Consider the following 18635-nt stretch of genomic DNA (forward strand, 5'->3'; position numbering starts at 1 on the left):
TGGGGAGGGAAAGGGGCCCGGATCAATAAAGAAGTATTTTTTGATAAAATATATAAAGCCCCCGTCAAATGGTTCACGGGGGCTTTTCCCTTAAGACACCCCGGCACTCTGCATATATTCCTGCAGTGACTTCACCCGCATGCCGCCCCGGCGTAAGACACTGATCCCCTCCAGGGCGGCCAGGGCGCCGCGGATGGTGGTGATGATGGGCACGTTGTGGGTGATGGACTGCCGGCGCAGGTGGTATTCGTCGTATTTCGGCCCCTTGCCGATGGGGGTGTTGATCACCAGGTCGATGTCGCCGTTTTTGATGTGGTCCACGATATTGGGCCGGCCCTTGCCGATTTTGTGCACCACCTTTACCGCCAGGCCGTGTTCCTTCAGAAAATGGGCCGTGCCCGGGGTGGCCAGCAGCTTGAAGCCCAGTTCGGCGAAGCCCCGGGCCACCGGCAAAAGGGCCTCCTTGTCCCGGTCGGCCACGGTGAGGAGTACCGTGCCCTGCAGCGGCAACGGGGTGCCGGCGGCCAGCTGGGACTTGGCAAAGGCCATGCCGAAGCTGTGGTCGATGCCCATCACCTCGCCGGTGGAGCGCATTTCCGGCCCCAGGATGATGTCCACCCCGGGGAATTTGATAAAGGGAAACACCGCTTCCTTCACCGCGATGTGCCGGGGCGTCACTTCTTGCGTCAGGCCCAGTTCCTCCAGGGATGCGCCCAGCATGACCCGGGTGGCCAGCCTGGCCAGGGGGATGCCGGTGGCCTTGCTTACAAAGGGGATGGTGCGGGAGGCCCGGGGATTTACCTCCAGCACATAGACATGGCCGTTTTCCACGGCAAACTGGATGTTCAAAAGACCCACCACGTGCAGTTCCCGGGCCAGCAGGCGGGCCTGCCGCTTCATTTCCTCGATGTGCCCTTCCGCCAGGCCGAAGGGCGGCAGGGAACAGGCGCTGTCCCCGGAGTGGATGCCGGCCTCCTCGATGTGCTCCATCACCCCGCCGATGATGGTGGTGCGGCCGTCGGAGATGGCGTCCACATCCACCTCGATGGCCCCTTCCAGGAACTTGTCAATGAGTACCGGGCGTTCCGAGGACACGGCCACCGCCCGGGTCATGTAGTCGGCCAGGGATTCCTCATCGTAAACCACTTCCATGGCCCGGCCGCCCAGCACGTAGGAGGGCCGCACCAGCACGGGGTAGCCGATGGCGCCGGCAATTCTTTTGGCTTCCTCCACCGTCACACAGGTGCCGCTGGCCGGCTGCCTTAGTCCCAGCCCTTTGAGCAGGGCGGAAAACTTCTCCCGGTCTTCGGCCAGGTCGATGCTGGCCGGGCTGGTGCCCAGGATGGGGATGCCCTCCTTCTCCAGAGCCCGGGCCAGCTTCAAGGGCGTCTGGCCGCCGAACTGCAAAATCACCCCATGGGGTTTTTCCAGATCGCAGATATTTAACACGTCCTCCAGGGTCAGGGGCTCGAAATACAGCCTGTCGGAGGTGTCGTAGTCGGTGCTCACCGTTTCCGGGTTGCAGTTGACCATGATCACCTGGTAGCCGGCTTCTTTCAGGGCGTAGGCCGCCTGGACGCAGCAGTAGTCGAATTCAATCCCCTGCCCGATGCGGTTGGGGCCGCCGCCCAGGATCATCACCTTTTTGCCCGTCGCCGGGGCCACTTCGTTTTCCCGCTCGTAGGTAGAATAGAAATAGGGGGTGTAGGCCTCGAATTCCGCCGCACAGGTATCCACCAGTTTGAAGGCGGCCTTAACACCCTGCTGCAGCCGGTAACGGCGCACCGCCAGTTCGTCGGTACCGGCCAGGTGGGCCAGCTGGCGGTCGGAAAAGCCATACTGCTTGGCCCGGTAGAGGGTGGCGGGGGAAAGGCGGTCCAGGGGACGTGCGGCATCCTTCCCGTTTTCCCTGCAGGCGCCGGCCGTCTTCTGGTCTGACGCCCCGCCGGGGGCAAGGGCGGTTTCGTGCGGGCCGTCTGCTTCGTATGAATAATGGTTCAATTTGTTACCTGCCCGGGCCTGACCGGTGCCTGCCCCGTGATTGGACAGTCCGCAACCGCCCGTTTCCAAAGGCGGCTTAACCGGCCCTGCAATGCCATCCTGACCACCGTTCGGCTGTGCAGCGGCTGCTGTTTCCCCTGCCGGAAGGCACCGGTCATCCGTAACATGCACGCCGCCGTTACCCTGCAACTCCGCCACCAGTTCCCTTTCCATTTCCACTATTTCCCGGATGTTATCCAGGAACCAGCGGTCGATGCCCGTGGCGGCGTAGATTTCGTCAATGCTCATGCCCAAACGCAGGGCGTGGCGCAGGTAAAAGATGCGCTCCGGCCCGGGGGTGACCAGCCGCGCCCGTACTTCCTCCAGCAGGCCGTTTCTTTCCTTCGCGGATACCGGCGGGGTGATCTCTTCCTTCCCGTCGGCGCCCAGGCCGTAGCGGTCCTGTTCCAGGGACCGGATGGCCTTCTGCAGCGCCTCCTTGAAGGTGCGGCCGATGGACATCACCTCGCCCACCGATTTCATCTGGGTGGTCAGGGTGCGGTCGGCACCGGGGAATTTGGCGAAGTCCCAGCGGGGGATCTTGACCACGCAGTAGTCGATGGTGGGTTCGAAGCAGGCCGGTGTCTCCCGGGTGATGTCGTTGGGCAGCTCGTCCAGGTTGTAGCCCACGGCCAGCTTGGCGGCAATCTTAGCAATGGGGAAGCCGGTGGCCTTGGAGGCCAGGGCCGAGGAACGGGAAACCCGGGGATTCATCTCCACCACGATCATCCGTCCGTCCGCGGGGTTGACGGCGAACTGGATGTTGGAGCCGCCCGTTTCCACCCCGATTTCCCGGATCACCCTGATGGCCGCATCCCGCATGTCCTGGTATTCCCGGTCGGTCAGGGTCTGGGCGGGGGCCACGGTAATGCTGTCGCCGGTGTGGATGCCCATGGGGTCGAAGTTCTCAATGGAGCAGATGATCACCACGTTGTCCCGGCGGTCCCGCATCACCTCCAGCTCAAACTCCTTCCAGCCGATGATGGACTCCTCCACCAGGATCTCCCCGATGGGGCTCTGCTCGATGCCGCTGGCGGCCAGCTGGCGCAATTCCTGCACGTTGTAAGCGATGCCGCCGCCGGTGCCCCCCAGGGTGAAGGAGGGGCGGATGATGATGGGGTACCCCACTGCCGCGGCGAAGGCCAGGGCCTCCTCCACCGTGTTTACGTGGCGGCTGCGGCACACTTTTAAACCGATGCGCTCCATGGCCTGCTTGAACAGGTCCCGGTCTTCGGCCTTCTGAATGGCCTCGTACTGGGCGCCGATCAGTTCCACCCCGTAATGCTCCAGAACACCCCGCTTATATAACTCCACCGCCGTATTCAGGCCGGTCTGGCCGCCCAGGGTGGGCAACAGGGCGTCGGGGCGTTCCCGGGCGATGATCTTCTCCACCACTTCCGGGGTGATGGGTTCGATATAGGTTTTATCGGCCATGTGGGGGTCGGTCATAATGGTGGCCGGGTTGCTGTTCACCAGCACCACTTCGTAGCCTTCCTGTTTTAACGCCCGGCAGGCCTGGGAGCCGGAGTAGTCGAATTCGCAGGCCTGACCGATGATTATGGGGCCGGAGCCGATGAGCAGGATTTTTTTTATATCCGTACGCCTGGGCATAATGTTCTCCTTCCTGCAGGTAGTTGGTACGGTATAATGAAAATGTATAAGCGATAGGGCAGCGAAAACCGGGTGACCGGAAAAGTTTGCTCCGGTATTTAACCGTTCTTTTCCGGTAGAGTATGGCGGCGTAAGCGGTTCCGGGCCATCATGAACCCGCTTAAAAAATAATACCACAATCTGCGTTGCACGCAAACTTTTACTTTGGGTGGTGGTAAATTTGCTGTGGCCGGAAGAGATATTGATCCGGGAGGTGGGGCCCCGGGACGGTTTGCAAAACGAAGCCCGCCTTATACCCGCCGAACAAAAAATCGTTTTTAACGAAAAGCTGGTACAGGCCGGCTTAAAGTTAACCGGGACGGGAAAAGGGAACTGGCCACCCCCCGGCGAATTTAGACATAAATACCGGGATCGCTTTAGTTGAGTTAGCACACTTTAGTAATTACGGCGATCACCGTATTTATCGTGGCTGCCGGACGAGCACATTCATGGAAGGGGAGGTCTATTTTCATGCCCGATCAAAAGAAAACCAGAAAGATTGCCATCCTGGGCGGTCCGGGGACGGGGAAAACCACCCTGTGCAAGCAACTGGACGTGGATTACAGCATGGCCGGCTACATCAGCGATGTCTGCCTGGAATTTGCCCGTACCTACATTGCCTGGTACGGGGTACCCCGGAGCATTTTTGAGCAGTTTTTGCTTTACGAAGGGCAGAAAAGGCGGGAAGACGAGCTGTCCTACTGCGATATCATCTTTTGCGACAACGCCACCATTTTGAATTATGTTTACGGCCTTTTGAGTTGTGACTTCAAGAATCCCAAGGAAGTCTATGCCCTGATGAAGCTGTATGAATGGGCCATGCGGGACCTGCCGGAATATGATATTTTTTACGTGCCCCGGGAGTTTGCCGTGGAAAAGGACGGCATCCGGTATCAAGATAACGATTTTGCCGTGATTGTGGACGCCAAAATCAAGAATTTCCTGGATATCATGAATGTGCCCTATACCATAGTCACCGGGGATCTGGAATCCAGGGTAAAAATGGTTAAAGAGAAAATCGGCTTTGTGGAGAAGCGCAAACGCTGCGCCAGTGTCCACGAGGTGGCTTTACCAAAGGAAGGGGAAACCTGCGAGGTTTAAATTATGTTTGCGTCCGGATTTGCCGCTTCCGGCAAACCCTTTTGCCAGGACATGCCGGCTTAAGGGGTTATCCGGCCTTTCACGGGCGTTTCTCTTAGCAGATAAAGGTGCCCTGCCATCCGAGGAAAATTTTGCAGGATTTGCCTGATCTTCTGTCGAAAGGGGATAGGGAAAAAGAACAAGGGGGGTATGGGCATTGTCAGGATACAGATGGAGGATAATCTGCCCCGGGGTGATACCGACCGTCCTGTTACTTTTTATTCTGGCCTTTCCGGGGGTGGTTATGGGGGCGGCAGAGCCCTTTAACGACATCCGTGGCCACTGGGCGGAAAAATCCATGCTGGAAATGAACGCCTACGACATTGTACATGGTTACCCCGGCGGGCGGTTTCTTCCCGATAATCAGGTAACCATGCTGGAAGCGGTAGTGATGATCATCAACACCCTGGGCTTGAATGAAAAGGCCGGCCGGGTGGACCTGTCCGGCCTGCAGTTTCATCCCACCGTCAGCTGGGGCAAAGGGCATCTGGCTCTGGCAGCGGAAAGGGGCATGTTAACCCGTCAGGGTTTGCCGTTGATTGATAGCCGGCGGCTGGCCAGCCGGGTGGAGGTGGCCTCCATGGTTTGTCTGGCCCTGGGTTTGCCGCCCGCTCCCGAGTATTTAACCTTCAATGATACCGCTGATATTCCACAGCAGTACCGGGGTTATGTGGGTGCTGTGGTGAAAAACAAGATCATAATGGGTATGCCCGGAAATATGTTTTTGCCCGGTATGCCGGTTACCCGGGCGCAAATGTGCACCATATTGAACCGTTTGATCGACCGGAAGATGGTGGCCCCGCCTTCATCAATGGCCCTGGTGCGGGGGCGGATTACTGAAATAAACAAGGATGAACAAAAAGTAACATTGCGTAATCTGGTTGGTGAAAAGAGCGTCTATTTACCCACTGATCTGGCAATATACACGTCTACGGGAACGGTCTCCCCGACCTCCCTGGATAAAGGTAAGCGTTTAAAATGTATCGCCGACAGCCAGGGCCGTGTCCGCTATGCCAGCTTGCTGGACGAAAGCCCGCCGGTGGATTCCCGGGTGGAGGGCATGGTGGTGGCTTTCGACCGGGGGGACGGGGGTTATTCCCTGACCCTGGAAAACGGTACAGGTGACCGGGTTACTTATCCGGTGGAGGATGATGCCCTTCTGGAGAAAGGAGGACAAGAGCTGGACGCCCGGGATGTATTAAAGGAAGACTATGTGGAAGCCGGCTTAAGTGAGGACGGGCGGGTGGTGAGCATTGAGGTGTTCACCCCGCAGAGAATTGCCGCTACCGTAGTGAAGGTGGCTGACCGGGAGCTGACCCTGCGCAGCCGGGGCAGGGAAGTTACCTATGACGTGAGCAAGCAGGTGCGGGTGACCAGAAACTACATCCGTGAAATGAACTACGACGAACTCAGGCAGGGCGACCGGGTGGAAGCGGTGGTTATGAACCGCACGGTGTTCCAGATTGATTGCCTTTCCGGCGGTGGGGATGCGGACCAGATGGGGATGGTTTCCCGGGTACGGGATGATGCCGTCTACCTCTATGTGGGAAAGGAAGAAAAACGTTATGAACTGGATAACGGGGCGGAAGTAATCAAAAACGGCCGCACGGTGGACCCGGACAGGTTGAACCGGGGGGATTATGTGCATTATGAGCTGGACAGAGAGGGACGCCTCATTTATATCGAGGTCCTGGACGAGAAAGAGGGGGAATTTGAAGGTACTTTAAAATATATCACCTATGGGGGTCCCCCGAATATAACCATTGTGACCGGCAGCGGACTGGAGATGGATTATGATGTGGCCGCCGGGGCCACCATTTTACGGGATGGGGATGAAATCAACCTGAGTGATGTCATACCCGGCTCCAGGGCGCGCATTTTGCTGAAGGACGGCCGGGTGGATGAACTGGAGGTGCTGGATGACCGGAACCTGACCGTGGAAGGGCGGGTGGCCGGCGTCAACCGGGATAAATGGCGGCTGACCCTGGATATTGGCGGCCGGAATTTTACCTTCCCCGTAATGGCCGGTGTGGTAATCACGGGCGGGGAAGGGGAGTCACCGGACCTGGCGCATTTGGAAGGATACATGGTGGAGGCGCAGATAAAAGACGGCAAAATAGAAAAGATCAGCGTTCAGTAAAAAGAAAAATATTACAGCCAACCCTGCCGGTGTAAATTTACCCCAATTACCCCGGCAGGTTTCTATTTCGGCTCCCGGGGGTATTGTCCGGCACTTGTCCGGGAAGGCCCGGTATCATATAATTCCAGTATGATGGTATTTGTCCGCCGGTCATGAAAACAGGTGAACCGCCGGGGCTAATTACTTTCCGGGACTTTTGCCGCCAATTGTCATCCAGCGGATATTGCGTTTTTTAAAGTTCGTGTAAAATGAATACGGCAAACCCGTACGGGTATTGCCTGATTGGCGGGAAAGCCGGACGCCTCTTGTAAATAATGTTATTAAAGCGACACTCAGGGGGGGTGTTTCTGGAAACCAATGTTTCGCTGGGTATGGCCTTTCTGGCCGGGGTGGTTTCTTTTCTATCCCCGTGTGTTTTGCCGCTGATACCCACTTATATGACCTACCTCACCGGTGTTTCCGTGACGGAACTGACCGCACCGGAGGGGGCGCGCCTGCGCCTGTCCCTGCTGGTCAACGCCCTGCTTTTTATCGCCGGGTTCACCCTGGTTTTCCTGGCCTTCGGAATTTCAGCCAGCGCCCTGGGAAAATTGCTCATCCGCCATCAGAACCTTTTGCGTCAGGTGAGCGGGGTATTGATCATCCTTTTTGGCCTGTATATGGCCGGTCTGTTGCCCTTTAACTGGCTGCTGAGGGAAAAAAGGGTGCACTTTTTACCCCGGCGGGCGGGGGGTGTGAATTCCCTGCTCATGGGAATGGCCTTTTCCGCCGGGTGGACGCCCTGTACCGGCCCCATTCTGGCTTCCATTTTGCTGCTGGCCGGTCAGAGCGCCAGCCTCTGGACCGGGGCGGGCCTGCTGCTGATCTATTCCCTGGGCCTGGCCCTGCCCTTCCTGGCCGCCGCCCTGGCCCTGGGCTTCCTGGTGCAGGGGCTGCAGCGCCATGCCGCCCTGCTGCCTTTGATTGCCAGGGCGGGGGGGTGGCTGATGATTGGCGTGGGCCTGCTGGTACTGACCAATTCCTTTGGCCGGCTGTCGGGATACGTTCCCTTTTCATTTTAATGGGATGACCGGCGACTATTTTCCGAGGGGGGTTTGGGGTGAATAAAAAGGTTGTTTCCATAACTATACTGGCCGTGGTGGTCATCTGTGTGATTGGAGCGCTGCTCTGGTCCGCCCGGGGGGAAAAGCCGGCCAACACTCCCGGTGCCGGTGCGCCCCGGGCCGGTGGCGAAGAGCAAAAAAGCGGCCAAACCGGTACGGAGGTGGGCCAGGTGGCGCCGGATTTTTCCCTGGGCACTCCGGAAGGGAAAACGGTTTCCCTTGCATCTTTACGGGGAAAACCGGTAATGCTCAATTTCTGGGCCACCTGGTGCCCCCCGTGCCGGGAAGAGATGCCCGCCGTCCAGCAGTTTTTTACCACCAGGGGACAGGAGATACAGGTGGTGGCGGTTAACCTCACGTCCAGTGAAAGGACTCCCGGGGAGGTGCCCCGGTTTTTAAAGGACGGTGGTTATACATTCCCGGTCCTGCTGGACGTGAAGGGTGATGTGGCAAAGCAATATCTCATCCGGTACATTCCCACCACCTTTTTCATTGATGCTCAAGGGGTTATCCGTTACGTGCATACCGGTCCCATGAACAGGGAGATAATGCAGGAAGGCTTTTCCCGGGCAAAGGGAAGCTAAATATGTTTCGGCAGGCAGCCCGGCGCCGGAAAAAAGCCCGCCGACCCGGGCGACGGGTGACTAAAAGCCCTGACGCATACGGCGGGGACAGGTGTTCTATTCGCCGGGGACCGGGAATTATTTCCCCGCCTTTTTTTCTGTTTCATATACCCAGGCAATGACCTCCGCCACTGCTTGAAACAGCTCCGGAGGGATTTGCCGGCCGGCGCCCAGTCCGGTGAGGGTAAGAGCCAGCCGTTCATCCCGGTAAACGGGCACGTTGTTTTCCCGGGCCAGCCGTTCAATTATTTCGGCCAGCCGGCCCCGGCCGGCGGCCACCACCCGGGGGGCGTCATCCTTTTCCGGGTCGTAGGTCAGGGCGGCGGCAGCCCCTGGTTTGTTTTCAGTCATGATTTCAATACCGCCTTTCTGTCACGATTTTTTGCCAGCAGCCTGCCTTCCGGTTCAAATCACCGCATCCAGGGGGCGGTATGGTGGCAGGCCTTCCGGGTGCAGCAACTGGCAAACACATTTAACCGGCCGGGCGGCCACCTGAATGTCTTCCACCCGGTACCCCAGGGCGGCCAGCCTATCCTTTAATCCGGCGGCGGCTTTTTGAAAAAGGGGTACGAAGGATTCCGCGGATACGTTCACCCTGGCCGTCAACCCGGCTTCCTTCCGGGCCAGGTAGACCCAGGTTTCCCCCAGGGCGGGTGTGTCCACCCGTACCACCAGGGCGAGAGGGAATTTCCGCCCATTTTTTTGTTCCCGGCTGTCCCCGGACTCTTTTTCCACCAGGTAGAGTTCCCCGCTCCCATCCCGCCCGCGGAAGGTAAAAAAGCTGATCATCTCCTGGCCCGGAAAAAGGGGAACCGCTCCATTCAATATTTCCTGCCCCCGGGGGGAGGCCCAGGTTTCCCCCAGGAGATAGGCCAGGGCGGTCCGCACCCCGGCGGGACCGGTTTTCAGATCCAGGGTCTCCAGCCACGCCCTGGCTGCCAGGAAGGCGGGGCGTTCTTCCGGGGGCAATTCTGCCGCGGAGCGTAAAAGGGTCAGGGCCAGGGAACGGTCCAGGGGCAGGCGCCAGCGGAACATTTCCTGCAGCAGTTGGTCCGTGTCCGGTCCGGCAGGCAGGTTGAGGAGGCGTGTCGGATTAAATACTGCGGTTTCCATGGTGGGGGTTTCCGTCAGACGCTGCAAATGCAACATTTCCGGGGTGACCGCCGTTACCTGCGCCCAGAATCTGGCGGGCAGGGTAGCCACTTCCCCCCCGGCCCACATGACCTGCCCGGCCACCCGTACCGCGGCGGAGCCGCCCTCCAGCGAGAGCACTTCCACAGGTACCAGCTGGCCGGGTTGTATTTGCCGGGCTGGCTGTAGCCCGGGTGCGGGTTGCAGGATGATGCCCGGAATCTGCATAAAGGCACAACTCCCCTATCTTTTAAAGGGTGGCCGGAAACTTTCGTCCTTCCCCGGGACATTCATGCCGGTATTCTTTGCCTTTACCTACAGGCAAATTGTACCACAGGGCCGGTGATTTTAAAAGTAGCTATGTCCTGCGGGCCTGCGGGCTTAAAAATTTTTTTCGCGGGTTACCCCTGAAAGAGTGCCCAGGAAAATAGATTTCAACCGGGAACAGGAAAGCTATGGATGACCAACGAATGTTTTAAGGGGAAAGAATGGCGGAAATTTTTCCCTATCGTTTCTTTCCGGGAAACGGTTTATGCCCGGAGAGCGGACATTCTTTTCATTGCGAAGGGTGGGCCGAAAGTGGAGATGGGTTATTTGGCGGCTGGAGCAGTACTGGGGCTGCTGGCCGGCTGGCTGCTGGCCGGGGCCCGCTGGCGGGGTGTCCTGGCCGGGCAGTTGTTGGAGGTAGAGAGCCGTGCCCGGGCGGCGGAGAGCCTTTCCGGGGAATTGCGCCAGCAGGTGGGCCGGCTGCAGCAGGAACTGGTGGAACAGCGGCAGAGGCTGGAAGCCGAGCGGGAAGCCCGGGTGAAGGCGGAAACTTCTCTGGGGGAGGCTACTGAAAAACTGGCGGAACAGAAGAAGTTTCTGGACGAAACGGGCCGGCGGTTCAGCGATGCCTTCCGGGCGCTGTCGGCCGATGCTCTGCAGAGTAACAACCGGGCCTTTCTGGACCTGGCCCGGCAGGTCATGGAAAGGGTGCTGGCGGAGGCCCGGGGGGATTGGCAACAGCGTCAGGAGGCCATAGGCAGCCTGCTCAAACCCCTGCAGCAGGAACTGGAGCGTTATGCGGCGGGGGTGCGGGAAATGGAAAGGGTTCGCCAGGAGGCCTACGGCAGTTTGCAAAAGCAACTGGAAAGCCTGCAGCAGACCCAGCAGTTGCTGCAAAGGGAAACGGGCAACCTGGTCACCGCCCTGAAATCTCCCCAGGTAAGGGGGCGCTGGGGGGAAATTACCCTGAGGCGGGTGGTGGAAGTGGCCGGCCTGTCCCCTTACTGCGACTTTGTGGAACAGCTGTCCGTGGAAACGGAAGGGGGGCGATCTCGTCCGGACCTGGTGGTGAAATTGCCCGGGGACAGGACGGTGGTGGTGGATGCCAAGGTGCCCTTGAAGGCCTATATGGAGGCCATTGAGTCCGCCGATGAAAACGGGCGGCGCCTGGCCCTGCAGAGGCATGCCCGGGCGGTACGGGCACATATGCAGTCCCTGGGTTCCAGGTCCTACTGGAGCCAGTTTACTCCCGGCCCCGATTTCGTGGTGCTCTTCCTGCCGGGGGAATCCTTTTTCAGCGCCGCCCTGGAGCAGGACCGGGGTTTGATTGAAGACGGCCTGGCCAGCCGGGTGATCCTGGCCACACCCACCACTTTAATCGCCCTGTTACGTACGGTGGCTATAAGCTGGCAGCAGCATCACATGGCGGAAAATGCCCGGCGTATAGCGGAGACGGGGATGGAACTGTACGAGCGGATCTGTAAATTTGCCGAACATCTTGGGAAAATCCGGGACGGTCTGCAAAGGGCTGCCCAGTCCTATAACCAGGCCGTGGGCTCCTGGGAGGGCCGGGTGGTGCCGGGGGCCAGGCGTTTAAAAGAACTGGGCGCCGGACCACCGGGAAAGGAGCTGGCCGCCCTGCAGCCGGTAGAAACGGCCCTGAGGGAATTACCTGTGGCGGAGTGAAACCGGTGGTATATTAATGCCGGCCGGTACAGTTTAGGCACAGCCCTGGTTGAAGCGTTATGAACAACGCCCGGCGGGTAGAGTGCCTCGTTTCCCACTTTCAGGCAAACAATACGGCTATACGAACAAACGGCTCATGGGCGGAACCGGCCCGGCATGGGGTGCCGGGTTCCCGGAAAGGTAAGTTTCGGGATTGGATATCCTGGACCCCATAATGGGAAAGGAGTTCTTTTGGGCCAGTCCGGTAAAAATGGACTTAAGCGGCGTTTATTCCCCTTCTGGTTTGTAAAAGAGCAGTTTTTCTTCGTTTATCTTTAAAAATGAAGTGTTGACAAAGCCCCCATCCTCTGGTATGTTTAAACAGGAAAGAAGGGGAGTAGCAAATTTTCCCGGTTGCGTCAATCCGGCCTCCAGGCCCGCGATCGGGACGGTAATTGCCGGTTGCGAGACCTTCACCGCAAGGTGGAGGTCTTTTCATTTTGCCGCTCCCGGTGAAAGTAAAATGCAAGTATGGAGGTGAAAGACGAAGTGGATTTTTTTGGTGGGGGAAAAATATTTGCTCTGCTGACCATTGTCATGGCCGACCTGATGCTGGCCGGTGACAACGCCCTGGTTATCGGCATGGCCTGCCGGGGGTTGCCGCCGGCACACAAGCGCCTGGCGCTGCTCTGGGGTACCGGCGGCGCGGTGGCCCTGCGCATTTTGCTGACCGGCGGAGTTACCCTGCTCCTGGTCATCCCCTTCCTGCAGGCTCTGGGTGGTATACTGCTGATCTGGGTGGCCTTAAAACTGTTGCTGCCGGAAAAGCAGGTATGTGTAAACAACGGGGTTTGCCATAACACCGGCCTCATGGGTGCCATCAAGACCATCATTATGGCCGATGTGGTCATGAGCCTGGATAATGTGCTGGCGGTGGCCGGGGCGGCCAACGGCCATCCGGGGCTGGTTGTTTTCGGGCTGGCCTTAAGCATCCCCATTGTCATTGGCGGCAGCCAGCTGGTGTCCCTGCTGGTGGAAAAATATCCGGTGCTGCTTTTTGCCGGGGCGGCGGTGCTGGCCTGGACCGCCGGCCGGATGCTGGTGGAAGACAGGCTGGTCCGGCAGTTGACCGGAATTACAGGTATCGATCACCTGCCGGTGGAAACCGCCGTGCAGGTGGGCATCACTGTGCTGGTTCTGCTGGCCGGATGGTACCTGCACCGGCGCGGTCAGAAGGGGGAGTCAACGGCCCCTTCCCATCAGAGCATGAGCTAATCCCGGAAAAGGCCGGTTGGCCCTTTGCCTGCCGCGTCCGTTTAATTACGCCGGCCGGCAGGCAATAAACCCTCATCCCCGGTTTTTTCCGCAAAAAAGTGCTTGAACTCCAGAGGGGAAACCAGGCTGAACCGGTACTGCCGGTAATACTCCCGGATGGCCTGCAGGAATTTATCCCTTCCCATGACCACGTACAGGTTTTCAAACAGCTTCTGGCCGTTCCGGTAGTGCACGTTTTGATACCGGGACCAGGTATTAAATTCATCCACGCTTTTGTCTAACCCGTAAACATCCCCGTGGAAGCGGGGTTCCTGTCCGTTCAAGGCATAGGCGGTGAAGAACTGGACCAATCCTTCGTCCATATAGGGGGCATTGATCTGGTCGCTGCCGATGATATTGTAAAACCACTGATGGGCCACTTCGTGAAATACCGTCCCCGCCGGATTGTTCTGCAGCGCCCTTGTGGAAACAAGTACCATGGTGGAATATTCCATTCCCTCCAGGTACATGTCGTTCTCCACGATATTGAGCTGCTGCCAGGGATATTCGCCCACATTGTCCTGGAAATAGGCCAGAGCCCTTTTGGCGGTTTCCAGCACCGTTTGCACCCGGGACGACGGCGAATAGAAATAATAATGAATTTGCACGTCACCCAGGGTGATCACCGCCTCTTTATAAGAGCGGTTCAAGAAAATGGGCAAATCCCGGACCCTTTCCACAATGCCGTGGTAAACCTGCTGGTTCCCCTCCTCCCGGATCTTTTGCACATTGCTTAAAACCAGGCTGTATTCCCTGGGCACGGTGAAAAGCACTTCATAAGTCGAAGAAAGGTTTACGAAGGGGTCCCCGATTTCGGTAGGGGGTGAAGGGCGGCCGTCCACATTTAAGGTGGGCAGCCAGTTGCCCAGCCAGATACCCCGTTCATTCCCTCCCGACCGGTCGGCTATGTAGGGGATTTTCAGTTCAAAGTCGATGGTGATGTTCTGTTTGCCCGGAGGAAAGACGCCTTCCGGAGGTAGAATTTGGAGGACCTCCCCCTCCGCTTTAAAAGGAACGGGGGTTCCATTATGCAAAACCCGCTGGATGCTGATATATCCCCGGTCTTTCCCCCGCTGAAAAGCGTACTGGCGGATTTCGGAGGAGTCCAGGCCGACGTCCCGGTAACGGTTAAAATAGAGGTTAAACAGGATCTCATTCTTTGGTCCGGCACATTCAAAGGTGACTTCCTCTTCCCCGGCAATTGTTTTTTCCCGGGGGTAAAAGACCGCCCTGACCCGGTAAAAAGGGAGCGCATCCCCTTCCCCGGGGTTAAGGGCGGGAGCGGCGGAAACGGGGCCGCTTTGGGAAAAAAAGGGAAATACGGACCAGGTGACCGGGATGATCAGGGTAAGTACCAGCAGTACCGCCGCCAGCCAGAGGGAAAGGGTTGCTTTTCCGGTGGACCTTTCCGCCGGCTGGATAGCAGTCCCGGCTTTGTCTTGCCGTATTCTATTCAGGCAGGCAATGTTATTCTGAAAGGTGATCGTATAAAGGTGACCGGGGCCCAGGGTCTGCCGGGCGATGTCCAGCGCCCTTTCGGCTACCGCTTCCGCATCGGCGTACCGGCCCTGCCGGTAAAACGTTACGTATTTTTCTTCGAGATCTTTTAATATAGACAGCGGATCGTTGATATAAATCCCTCCTTTGCCGGAGGCCGGACGGACAGGCAAGCGGGCGGGAAAATGCCTCTTTCTCCCCATAATAGATTTTGACTTTTGTCGTCCAATTCCTTCCCCATAGGAAATGACTTTTTTCACGGTAAAAACCCGGTAAGGGGAATATTTTCCCCGGGGCAGGATTTTTGATTCATCATGTCGAAAGTTTCCCGGACTATCATATCAAGCACCAGGTCTGCGTCCACGGAGGGGGGGAGGGGACATTTGTATGAGGCGTTTTTGATTGGAGAGAAAGAAAAAGATGTTTTTAATCAATTCATTCAATCCTCGTTAAAACCCCATTTCCTGCAGAGTTACGAGTGGGGGGAACTGAAGAAGGGTACGGGCTGGGAGCCCATACGTTTGCTGATCACAGATAATAAGCGGCCGGTGGCGGCCATATCCCTGTTAAAGCGGCGGCTTCCCTTTTTCAACCGGTGCATTTTTTACGCGCCCCGGGGCCCCATCCTGGGGGAGGATTGTAACCGGGAGGGGGAAGATTTTTTCTGGGCGGAGGTCAAAAAAATTGCCCGGCAGCACGGCGCCATTTTTTTGAAAATAGATCCCGACGTAAATAAAGATGATCAGGAATACCGGGCCAGATTGCGAAGGTGGGGGTTTATCTCCCAGGGCCACCGGGAAGGCTTCGGGGGGGTGCAGCCCCGCTTTGTTTTCCGCCTGGATCTGGCCCCTTCCGAGGAAGAGCTCCTGGCGGCCATGAAACCCAAAACCAGATATAACATCCGTCTGGCGGAACGCAAGGGGGTCCGGGTGCGGCTGGCCGGGAACAAGGAAGATCTGGCTGTTTTTTATGAGTTACTCACGGAAACAGCCAACCGGGATCGCTTTCTAATCCGGTCGTACGATTACTTTGAAAAGATGTGGGACCTTTTTGTGGTTCCGGGTACGGCCCGGCTTTTTCTGGCCGAATACCAGGATCGGGTGATTGCCGGTACTCTGGCCTTTCACTATGGGGACCTGGTCTGGTACCTTTACGGCGCTTCGGGAAACCGATACCGCAATGTCATGCCCAACTACCTGCTGCAGTGGACCATGATCCGCTGGGCCAAATCCCTGGGGTGCCGCATTTACGATTTCCGGGGCGCACCCGGTGATGCCGACCCCGCAAACCCGCTGCACGGGTTGTACCGTTTTAAGGAAGGATTTGCGGCTACCTTTACGGAGTTCATCGGGGAATTCGATCTGGTCTTTTCGCCCTTCTGGTATTTCCTGTGGACCAGGGTCCTGCCCTCATACCAGCGGTTTCTCCGCTGGTTGCGCCGGAAAAAACAATCTTCGGAACAGGTGCCGCCGGCTACGGTAGAAGAATGATGTTTCCCCGGAGAAGGAGGAGGAATGGGTATGGAAGGCAATGGGACAGGCCGGTCCCGCTGGCTGGAAATCAATTTACAGGCCATTGCCCATAATGTGGAGCAGGTCAGGCTGTTGTTAAAACCCGGTGTGCGGTTGATGGCCGTGGTGAAGGCCGACGGCTACGGCCACGGTCTGGTGCAAACGGCCCGGGTGGCCCTGGCCCGCGGGGCCACCATGCTGGGGGTGACTCATCCCGAGGAAGGGGTGATTTTGCGGGAGAGCGGCATCAATGGGCCGGTTCTGGTTTTTCGCCCTTTGCTGCCGGGGGAGGAGGAAACAATTGTTGCTTACCGGTTGACTGCCTCGTTGAGTGATGTGCAGCAGGCCGGGCGCCTGGCGGCCGCCGCCCGCCGGGCCAGGCAGGCGGTTCGTGTCCATACCAAGATAGAAACGGGCATGTCCCGCACGGGATTCACCCCGGAGGCGTTGCGCGGGCATGTGGACGAACTGCTGCAATTTCCGGAACTGATCTGGGAAGGCATTTATACCCACTTTGCGGCGGCTACGGATCGCGCCTTTACCTTACACCAGTTTCAAACCTTCATGGATCTGGTCAATGATCTGGAAAGGCGGGGTATCCGCATCCCCCTCCGCCACGTGTGCAACAGCGCGGCCCTCCTGCTCTATCCGGAGATGCACCTGGATATGGTCCGGGCCGGCACTGTTTTATACGGGCAACTGCCGGCCGGTGTGACGGATGTTTCCCTTTCCCTGCAGGATACGTGGTCCTTCTGGGCCAGGATCGTCCACCTGCTGCCCGTGATCCGGGGAACCACGGTGGGCTACGGCCGAACCTACCGGGTGCGGCGGGATACGGTGCTGGCCGTGGTGCCCGTGGGTTACGCCGATGGTTTTGGTGTGGATGTGACTCCCCGGCCGGCGGGTTTTATGGATTTACTCAAAGTGCTGGTTAAAACGGCCGGTGCTTTTTACGGGCTGCCCTGGGGCACATGCCACGTCAGAATAAACGGAAAGACGGCCCCGGTGGTGGGGCGTATCGGGATGAACCTGAGCTGTGTGGATGTGGGCAATATTCCGGAGGCGGATATCGGTATGCCCGCCCTTCTTCCCGTGAGGCGCACCGTGCTGCGGGAATCCATACCCCGGGTTTACAGGGGGCTGGAGGAAGCAAAGGAACTGCGGCCCATGGTTTCAAATTTGCCGGCTTGAACGCTCACCGCCGCCCTTTTTTAAGAATTCCCGGACCAGGTAACGGACCACATCGCTGCGGCTGATAATACCCACCAGCTTGCGCCCCTGTACCACCGGCACCTTCTTAAAGCGGCGGCGGCTTAAAATTTGCGCCACATCGGAAAGGCCGGTGTCTTCGGTTACCGTGATCACATCGGTGGTCATCAGCTTTCGCACCGGTTCTTCCAGCATGGCCTGTATTTTCCCCTCCAGCGCCGCCTCGCCGTCATAGAACACAATGTAAGATATAAAGTCCAGAAAAGAAGGAGGCTCATGAACCTGCCTTAATATATCGGCATCGGTTATGATTCCCACCAGGTTGTTCCGGTCATCCACCACCGGGACGCCGCTTACATGCTTTTCCACAAAGAGGTTTAACACATCCCGCACCTTATCCCGGGCGTGTACCGTATAAACGTCACGCCTCATCAATTCCCCCGCAGTGATCACCAGGCATTTCCCCTTTGTTAATCAGATATGAATATGGTACATCTTTTGGCGTTAAATTTCAACGAACGTATGGAGCTTTTTCCGGCGATAATTCTTCAGCACCGGTTGCTCCTGCTACAATTATCCCGGCTGGTTTCCCTGGCGTCCTCCATAGCCAGGGCTCGGTGAATGGCATGGATGCAGTTACCGGCGATTAAGTATATCGTTCGCTCCGGATAACGCCGCACCTTTTTCATCTGACCACAGGGTTGCCGGAAGCAAGTATTAAAAGGGAGGAAGCCCTGGCCATGCTGGTGCGGATGCTGGGGCTGGAAGGAAAGAAAGCCGGGGTGGCATTGCGGCCGGACTTAACGGGCGTTTTCCCGACTGGACGCGGAACAGCCTGGCCCTGGCCCTGGCCGTGGAAAATGGTATTGTTACACCGGAGGAGACGGCCGGCTGGCAGGCGAACGAGCCGGCAAGCCGTTGGAAAATTTCTTTTCAGTATAACGTTATACTGGACAGTTTTCAGGAAATATTTTATAATTAGCGAAGGAGGTTTGCAGCAGCTACCAGTATCCCAATAATACTTGACAAAATATAACAATAATGCTACCATAAAATTATGGAACTGTTAACCATCAGCAAAGCGGCAAAAAAATTAGGTGTACATCCCAACAGCCTGCGCAACTGGGAAAAGCGCGGCTTAATCAAGCCTGTTCGTCTGCCCGGAGGCCAGCGCCGTTATTCCATGGACGAACTGAACCGGCTTTTAACATCCGGTCAGTTAGGTGACGAAAAAGAAACAGTTGTGCTTTACGCCCGGGTATCGACAAAAAAGCAGGCCGACGCGGGCAACCTGGACCGGCAGATGGAGCGGCTGCGGCAGTACGCCCGGGAAAACGGTTTTACC

General features: G+C 57.6%; 15 protein-coding genes. 10 read left to right on the plus strand and 5 right to left on the minus strand.

The window, feature by feature from the left end; all coding sequences use genetic code 11:
- Positions 1-90: 90 nt before the first annotated feature.
- Positions 91-3651 (minus strand): carbamoyl-phosphate synthase large subunit, encoded by a 3561-nt coding sequence (gene carB / locus GFC01_RS19045; protein WP_207707609.1) that lies wholly within the window; start codon positions 3649-3651, stop codon positions 91-93.
- Between the two features lie 220 nt (positions 3652-3871).
- On the opposite strand from carB, the gene GFC01_RS10050 reads away from it, so the two are divergent.
- The 5 genes from GFC01_RS10050 (at position 3872) to GFC01_RS10070 (ending at position 8657) form a co-directional block, all read left to right on the plus strand.
- Positions 3872-4075 (plus strand): hypothetical protein, encoded by a 204-nt coding sequence (locus GFC01_RS10050; protein ID WP_152946820.1) that lies wholly within the window; start codon positions 3872-3874, stop codon positions 4073-4075.
- An 86-nt stretch (positions 4076-4161) separates the two neighbouring features.
- Complete coding sequence (locus GFC01_RS10055; protein WP_152946822.1) at positions 4162-4791, plus strand: ATP/GTP-binding protein; 630 nt, start codon at positions 4162-4164, stop codon at positions 4789-4791.
- A 196-nt stretch (positions 4792-4987) separates the two neighbouring features.
- A complete protein-coding gene (locus GFC01_RS10060; protein ID WP_152946824.1) occupies positions 4988-6970 on the plus strand; it encodes an S-layer homology domain-containing protein in 1983 nt (660 codons plus the stop codon).
- A 341-nt stretch (positions 6971-7311) separates the two neighbouring features.
- Positions 7312-8031, plus strand: a complete 720-nt coding sequence (locus GFC01_RS10065) for a cytochrome c biogenesis protein CcdA (RefSeq protein WP_194174889.1) — start codon at positions 7312-7314, stop codon at positions 8029-8031.
- Positions 8032-8069: 38 nt separating this feature from the next.
- Positions 8070-8657, plus strand: coding sequence for a TlpA family protein disulfide reductase (locus tag GFC01_RS10070; protein WP_341473888.1), 588 nt, complete (start codon positions 8070-8072; stop codon positions 8655-8657).
- A 117-nt stretch (positions 8658-8774) separates the two neighbouring features.
- Here the strand turns inward: GFC01_RS10070 and GFC01_RS10075 are convergent, their stop codons facing one another.
- Together GFC01_RS10075 and fliK are read right to left on the minus strand one after the other, a co-directional pair.
- On the minus strand, positions 8775-9047 hold the full coding sequence (locus GFC01_RS10075; protein WP_152946828.1) for an EscU/YscU/HrcU family type III secretion system export apparatus switch protein: 273 nt from the start codon (positions 9045-9047) through the stop codon (positions 8775-8777).
- A gap of 54 nt (positions 9048-9101) precedes the next feature.
- The gene (gene fliK, locus GFC01_RS10080) at positions 9102-10055 is read right to left on the minus strand and encodes a flagellar hook-length control protein FliK (protein ID WP_152946830.1); all 954 of its coding nucleotides are present in this window, start codon (positions 10053-10055) and stop codon (positions 9102-9104) included.
- A 357-nt stretch (positions 10056-10412) separates the two neighbouring features.
- Here fliK and GFC01_RS10085 point away from each other — a divergent pair, with 357 nt between their 5' ends.
- Together GFC01_RS10085 and GFC01_RS10090 are read left to right on the plus strand one after the other, a co-directional pair.
- Positions 10413-11780, plus strand: coding sequence for a DNA recombination protein RmuC (locus GFC01_RS10085; protein WP_152946854.1), 1368 nt, complete (start codon positions 10413-10415; stop codon positions 11778-11780).
- 528 nt (positions 11781-12308) lie between these two features.
- A complete protein-coding gene (locus GFC01_RS10090; protein ID WP_341473889.1) occupies positions 12309-13034 on the plus strand; it encodes a TerC family protein in 726 nt (241 codons plus the stop codon).
- Positions 13035-13075: 41 nt separating this feature from the next.
- On the opposite strand, the gene GFC01_RS10095 is transcribed toward GFC01_RS10090, so the two are convergent.
- A complete protein-coding gene (locus tag GFC01_RS10095) occupies positions 13076-14773 on the minus strand; it encodes a M1 family aminopeptidase (RefSeq protein ID WP_152946834.1) in 1698 nt (565 codons plus the stop codon).
- 180 nt (positions 14774-14953) lie between these two features.
- On the opposite strand from GFC01_RS10095, the gene GFC01_RS10100 reads away from it, so the two are divergent.
- Positions 14954-16060: a lipid II:glycine glycyltransferase FemX gene (locus GFC01_RS10100; RefSeq protein WP_152946836.1), complete on the plus strand. Its 1107-nt coding sequence runs from the start codon at positions 14954-14956 to the stop codon at positions 16058-16060.
- Between the two features lie 30 nt (positions 16061-16090).
- Positions 16091-17272 (plus strand): alanine racemase, encoded by a 1182-nt coding sequence (gene alr, locus GFC01_RS10105; protein ID WP_194174890.1) that lies wholly within the window; start codon positions 16091-16093, stop codon positions 17270-17272.
- Here the strand turns inward: alr and GFC01_RS10110 are convergent.
- Positions 17255-17743, minus strand: a complete 489-nt coding sequence (locus GFC01_RS10110) for a CBS domain-containing protein (RefSeq protein WP_152946840.1) — start codon at positions 17741-17743, stop codon at positions 17255-17257. The genes alr and GFC01_RS10110 overlap by 18 nt on opposite strands.
- Before the next feature lie 604 nt (positions 17744-18347).
- On the opposite strand from GFC01_RS10110, the gene GFC01_RS10115 reads away from it, so the two are divergent.
- A partial coding sequence (locus GFC01_RS10115; RefSeq protein WP_152946842.1) for a MerR family DNA-binding transcriptional regulator occupies positions 18348-18635 on the plus strand: 288 nt, incomplete at its 3' end.

This window comes from Desulfofundulus thermobenzoicus (assembly GCF_009428905.1).
Classification (GTDB): domain Bacteria; phylum Bacillota; class Desulfotomaculia; order Desulfotomaculales; family Desulfovirgulaceae; genus Desulfofundulus_A; species Desulfofundulus_A thermobenzoicus.

What these genes read in the sequence shown, in the direction of transcription:
- carB (WP_207707609.1), bottom strand. Translation starts at nt 3,651, where the DNA reads ATGCCCAGGCGTACGGATATAAAAAAAATCCTGCTCATCGGCTCCGGC.
- GFC01_RS10055 (WP_152946822.1), top strand. Translation starts at nt 4,162, where the DNA reads ATGCCCGATCAAAAGAAAACCAGAAAGATTGCCATCCTGGGCGGTCCG.
- GFC01_RS10075 (WP_152946828.1), bottom strand. Translation starts at nt 9,047, where the DNA reads ATGACTGAAAACAAACCAGGGGCTGCCGCCGCCCTGACCTACGACCCG.
- fliK (WP_152946830.1), bottom strand. Translation starts at nt 10,055, where the DNA reads ATGCAGATTCCGGGCATCATCCTGCAACCCGCACCCGGGCTACAGCCA.
- GFC01_RS10085 (WP_152946854.1), top strand. Translation starts at nt 10,413, where the DNA reads ATGGGTTATTTGGCGGCTGGAGCAGTACTGGGGCTGCTGGCCGGCTGG.
- GFC01_RS10095 (WP_152946834.1), bottom strand. Translation starts at nt 14,773, where the DNA reads ATGGGGAGAAAGAGGCATTTTCCCGCCCGCTTGCCTGTCCGTCCGGCC.
- alr (WP_194174890.1), top strand. Translation starts at nt 16,091, where the DNA reads ATGGAAGGCAATGGGACAGGCCGGTCCCGCTGGCTGGAAATCAATTTA.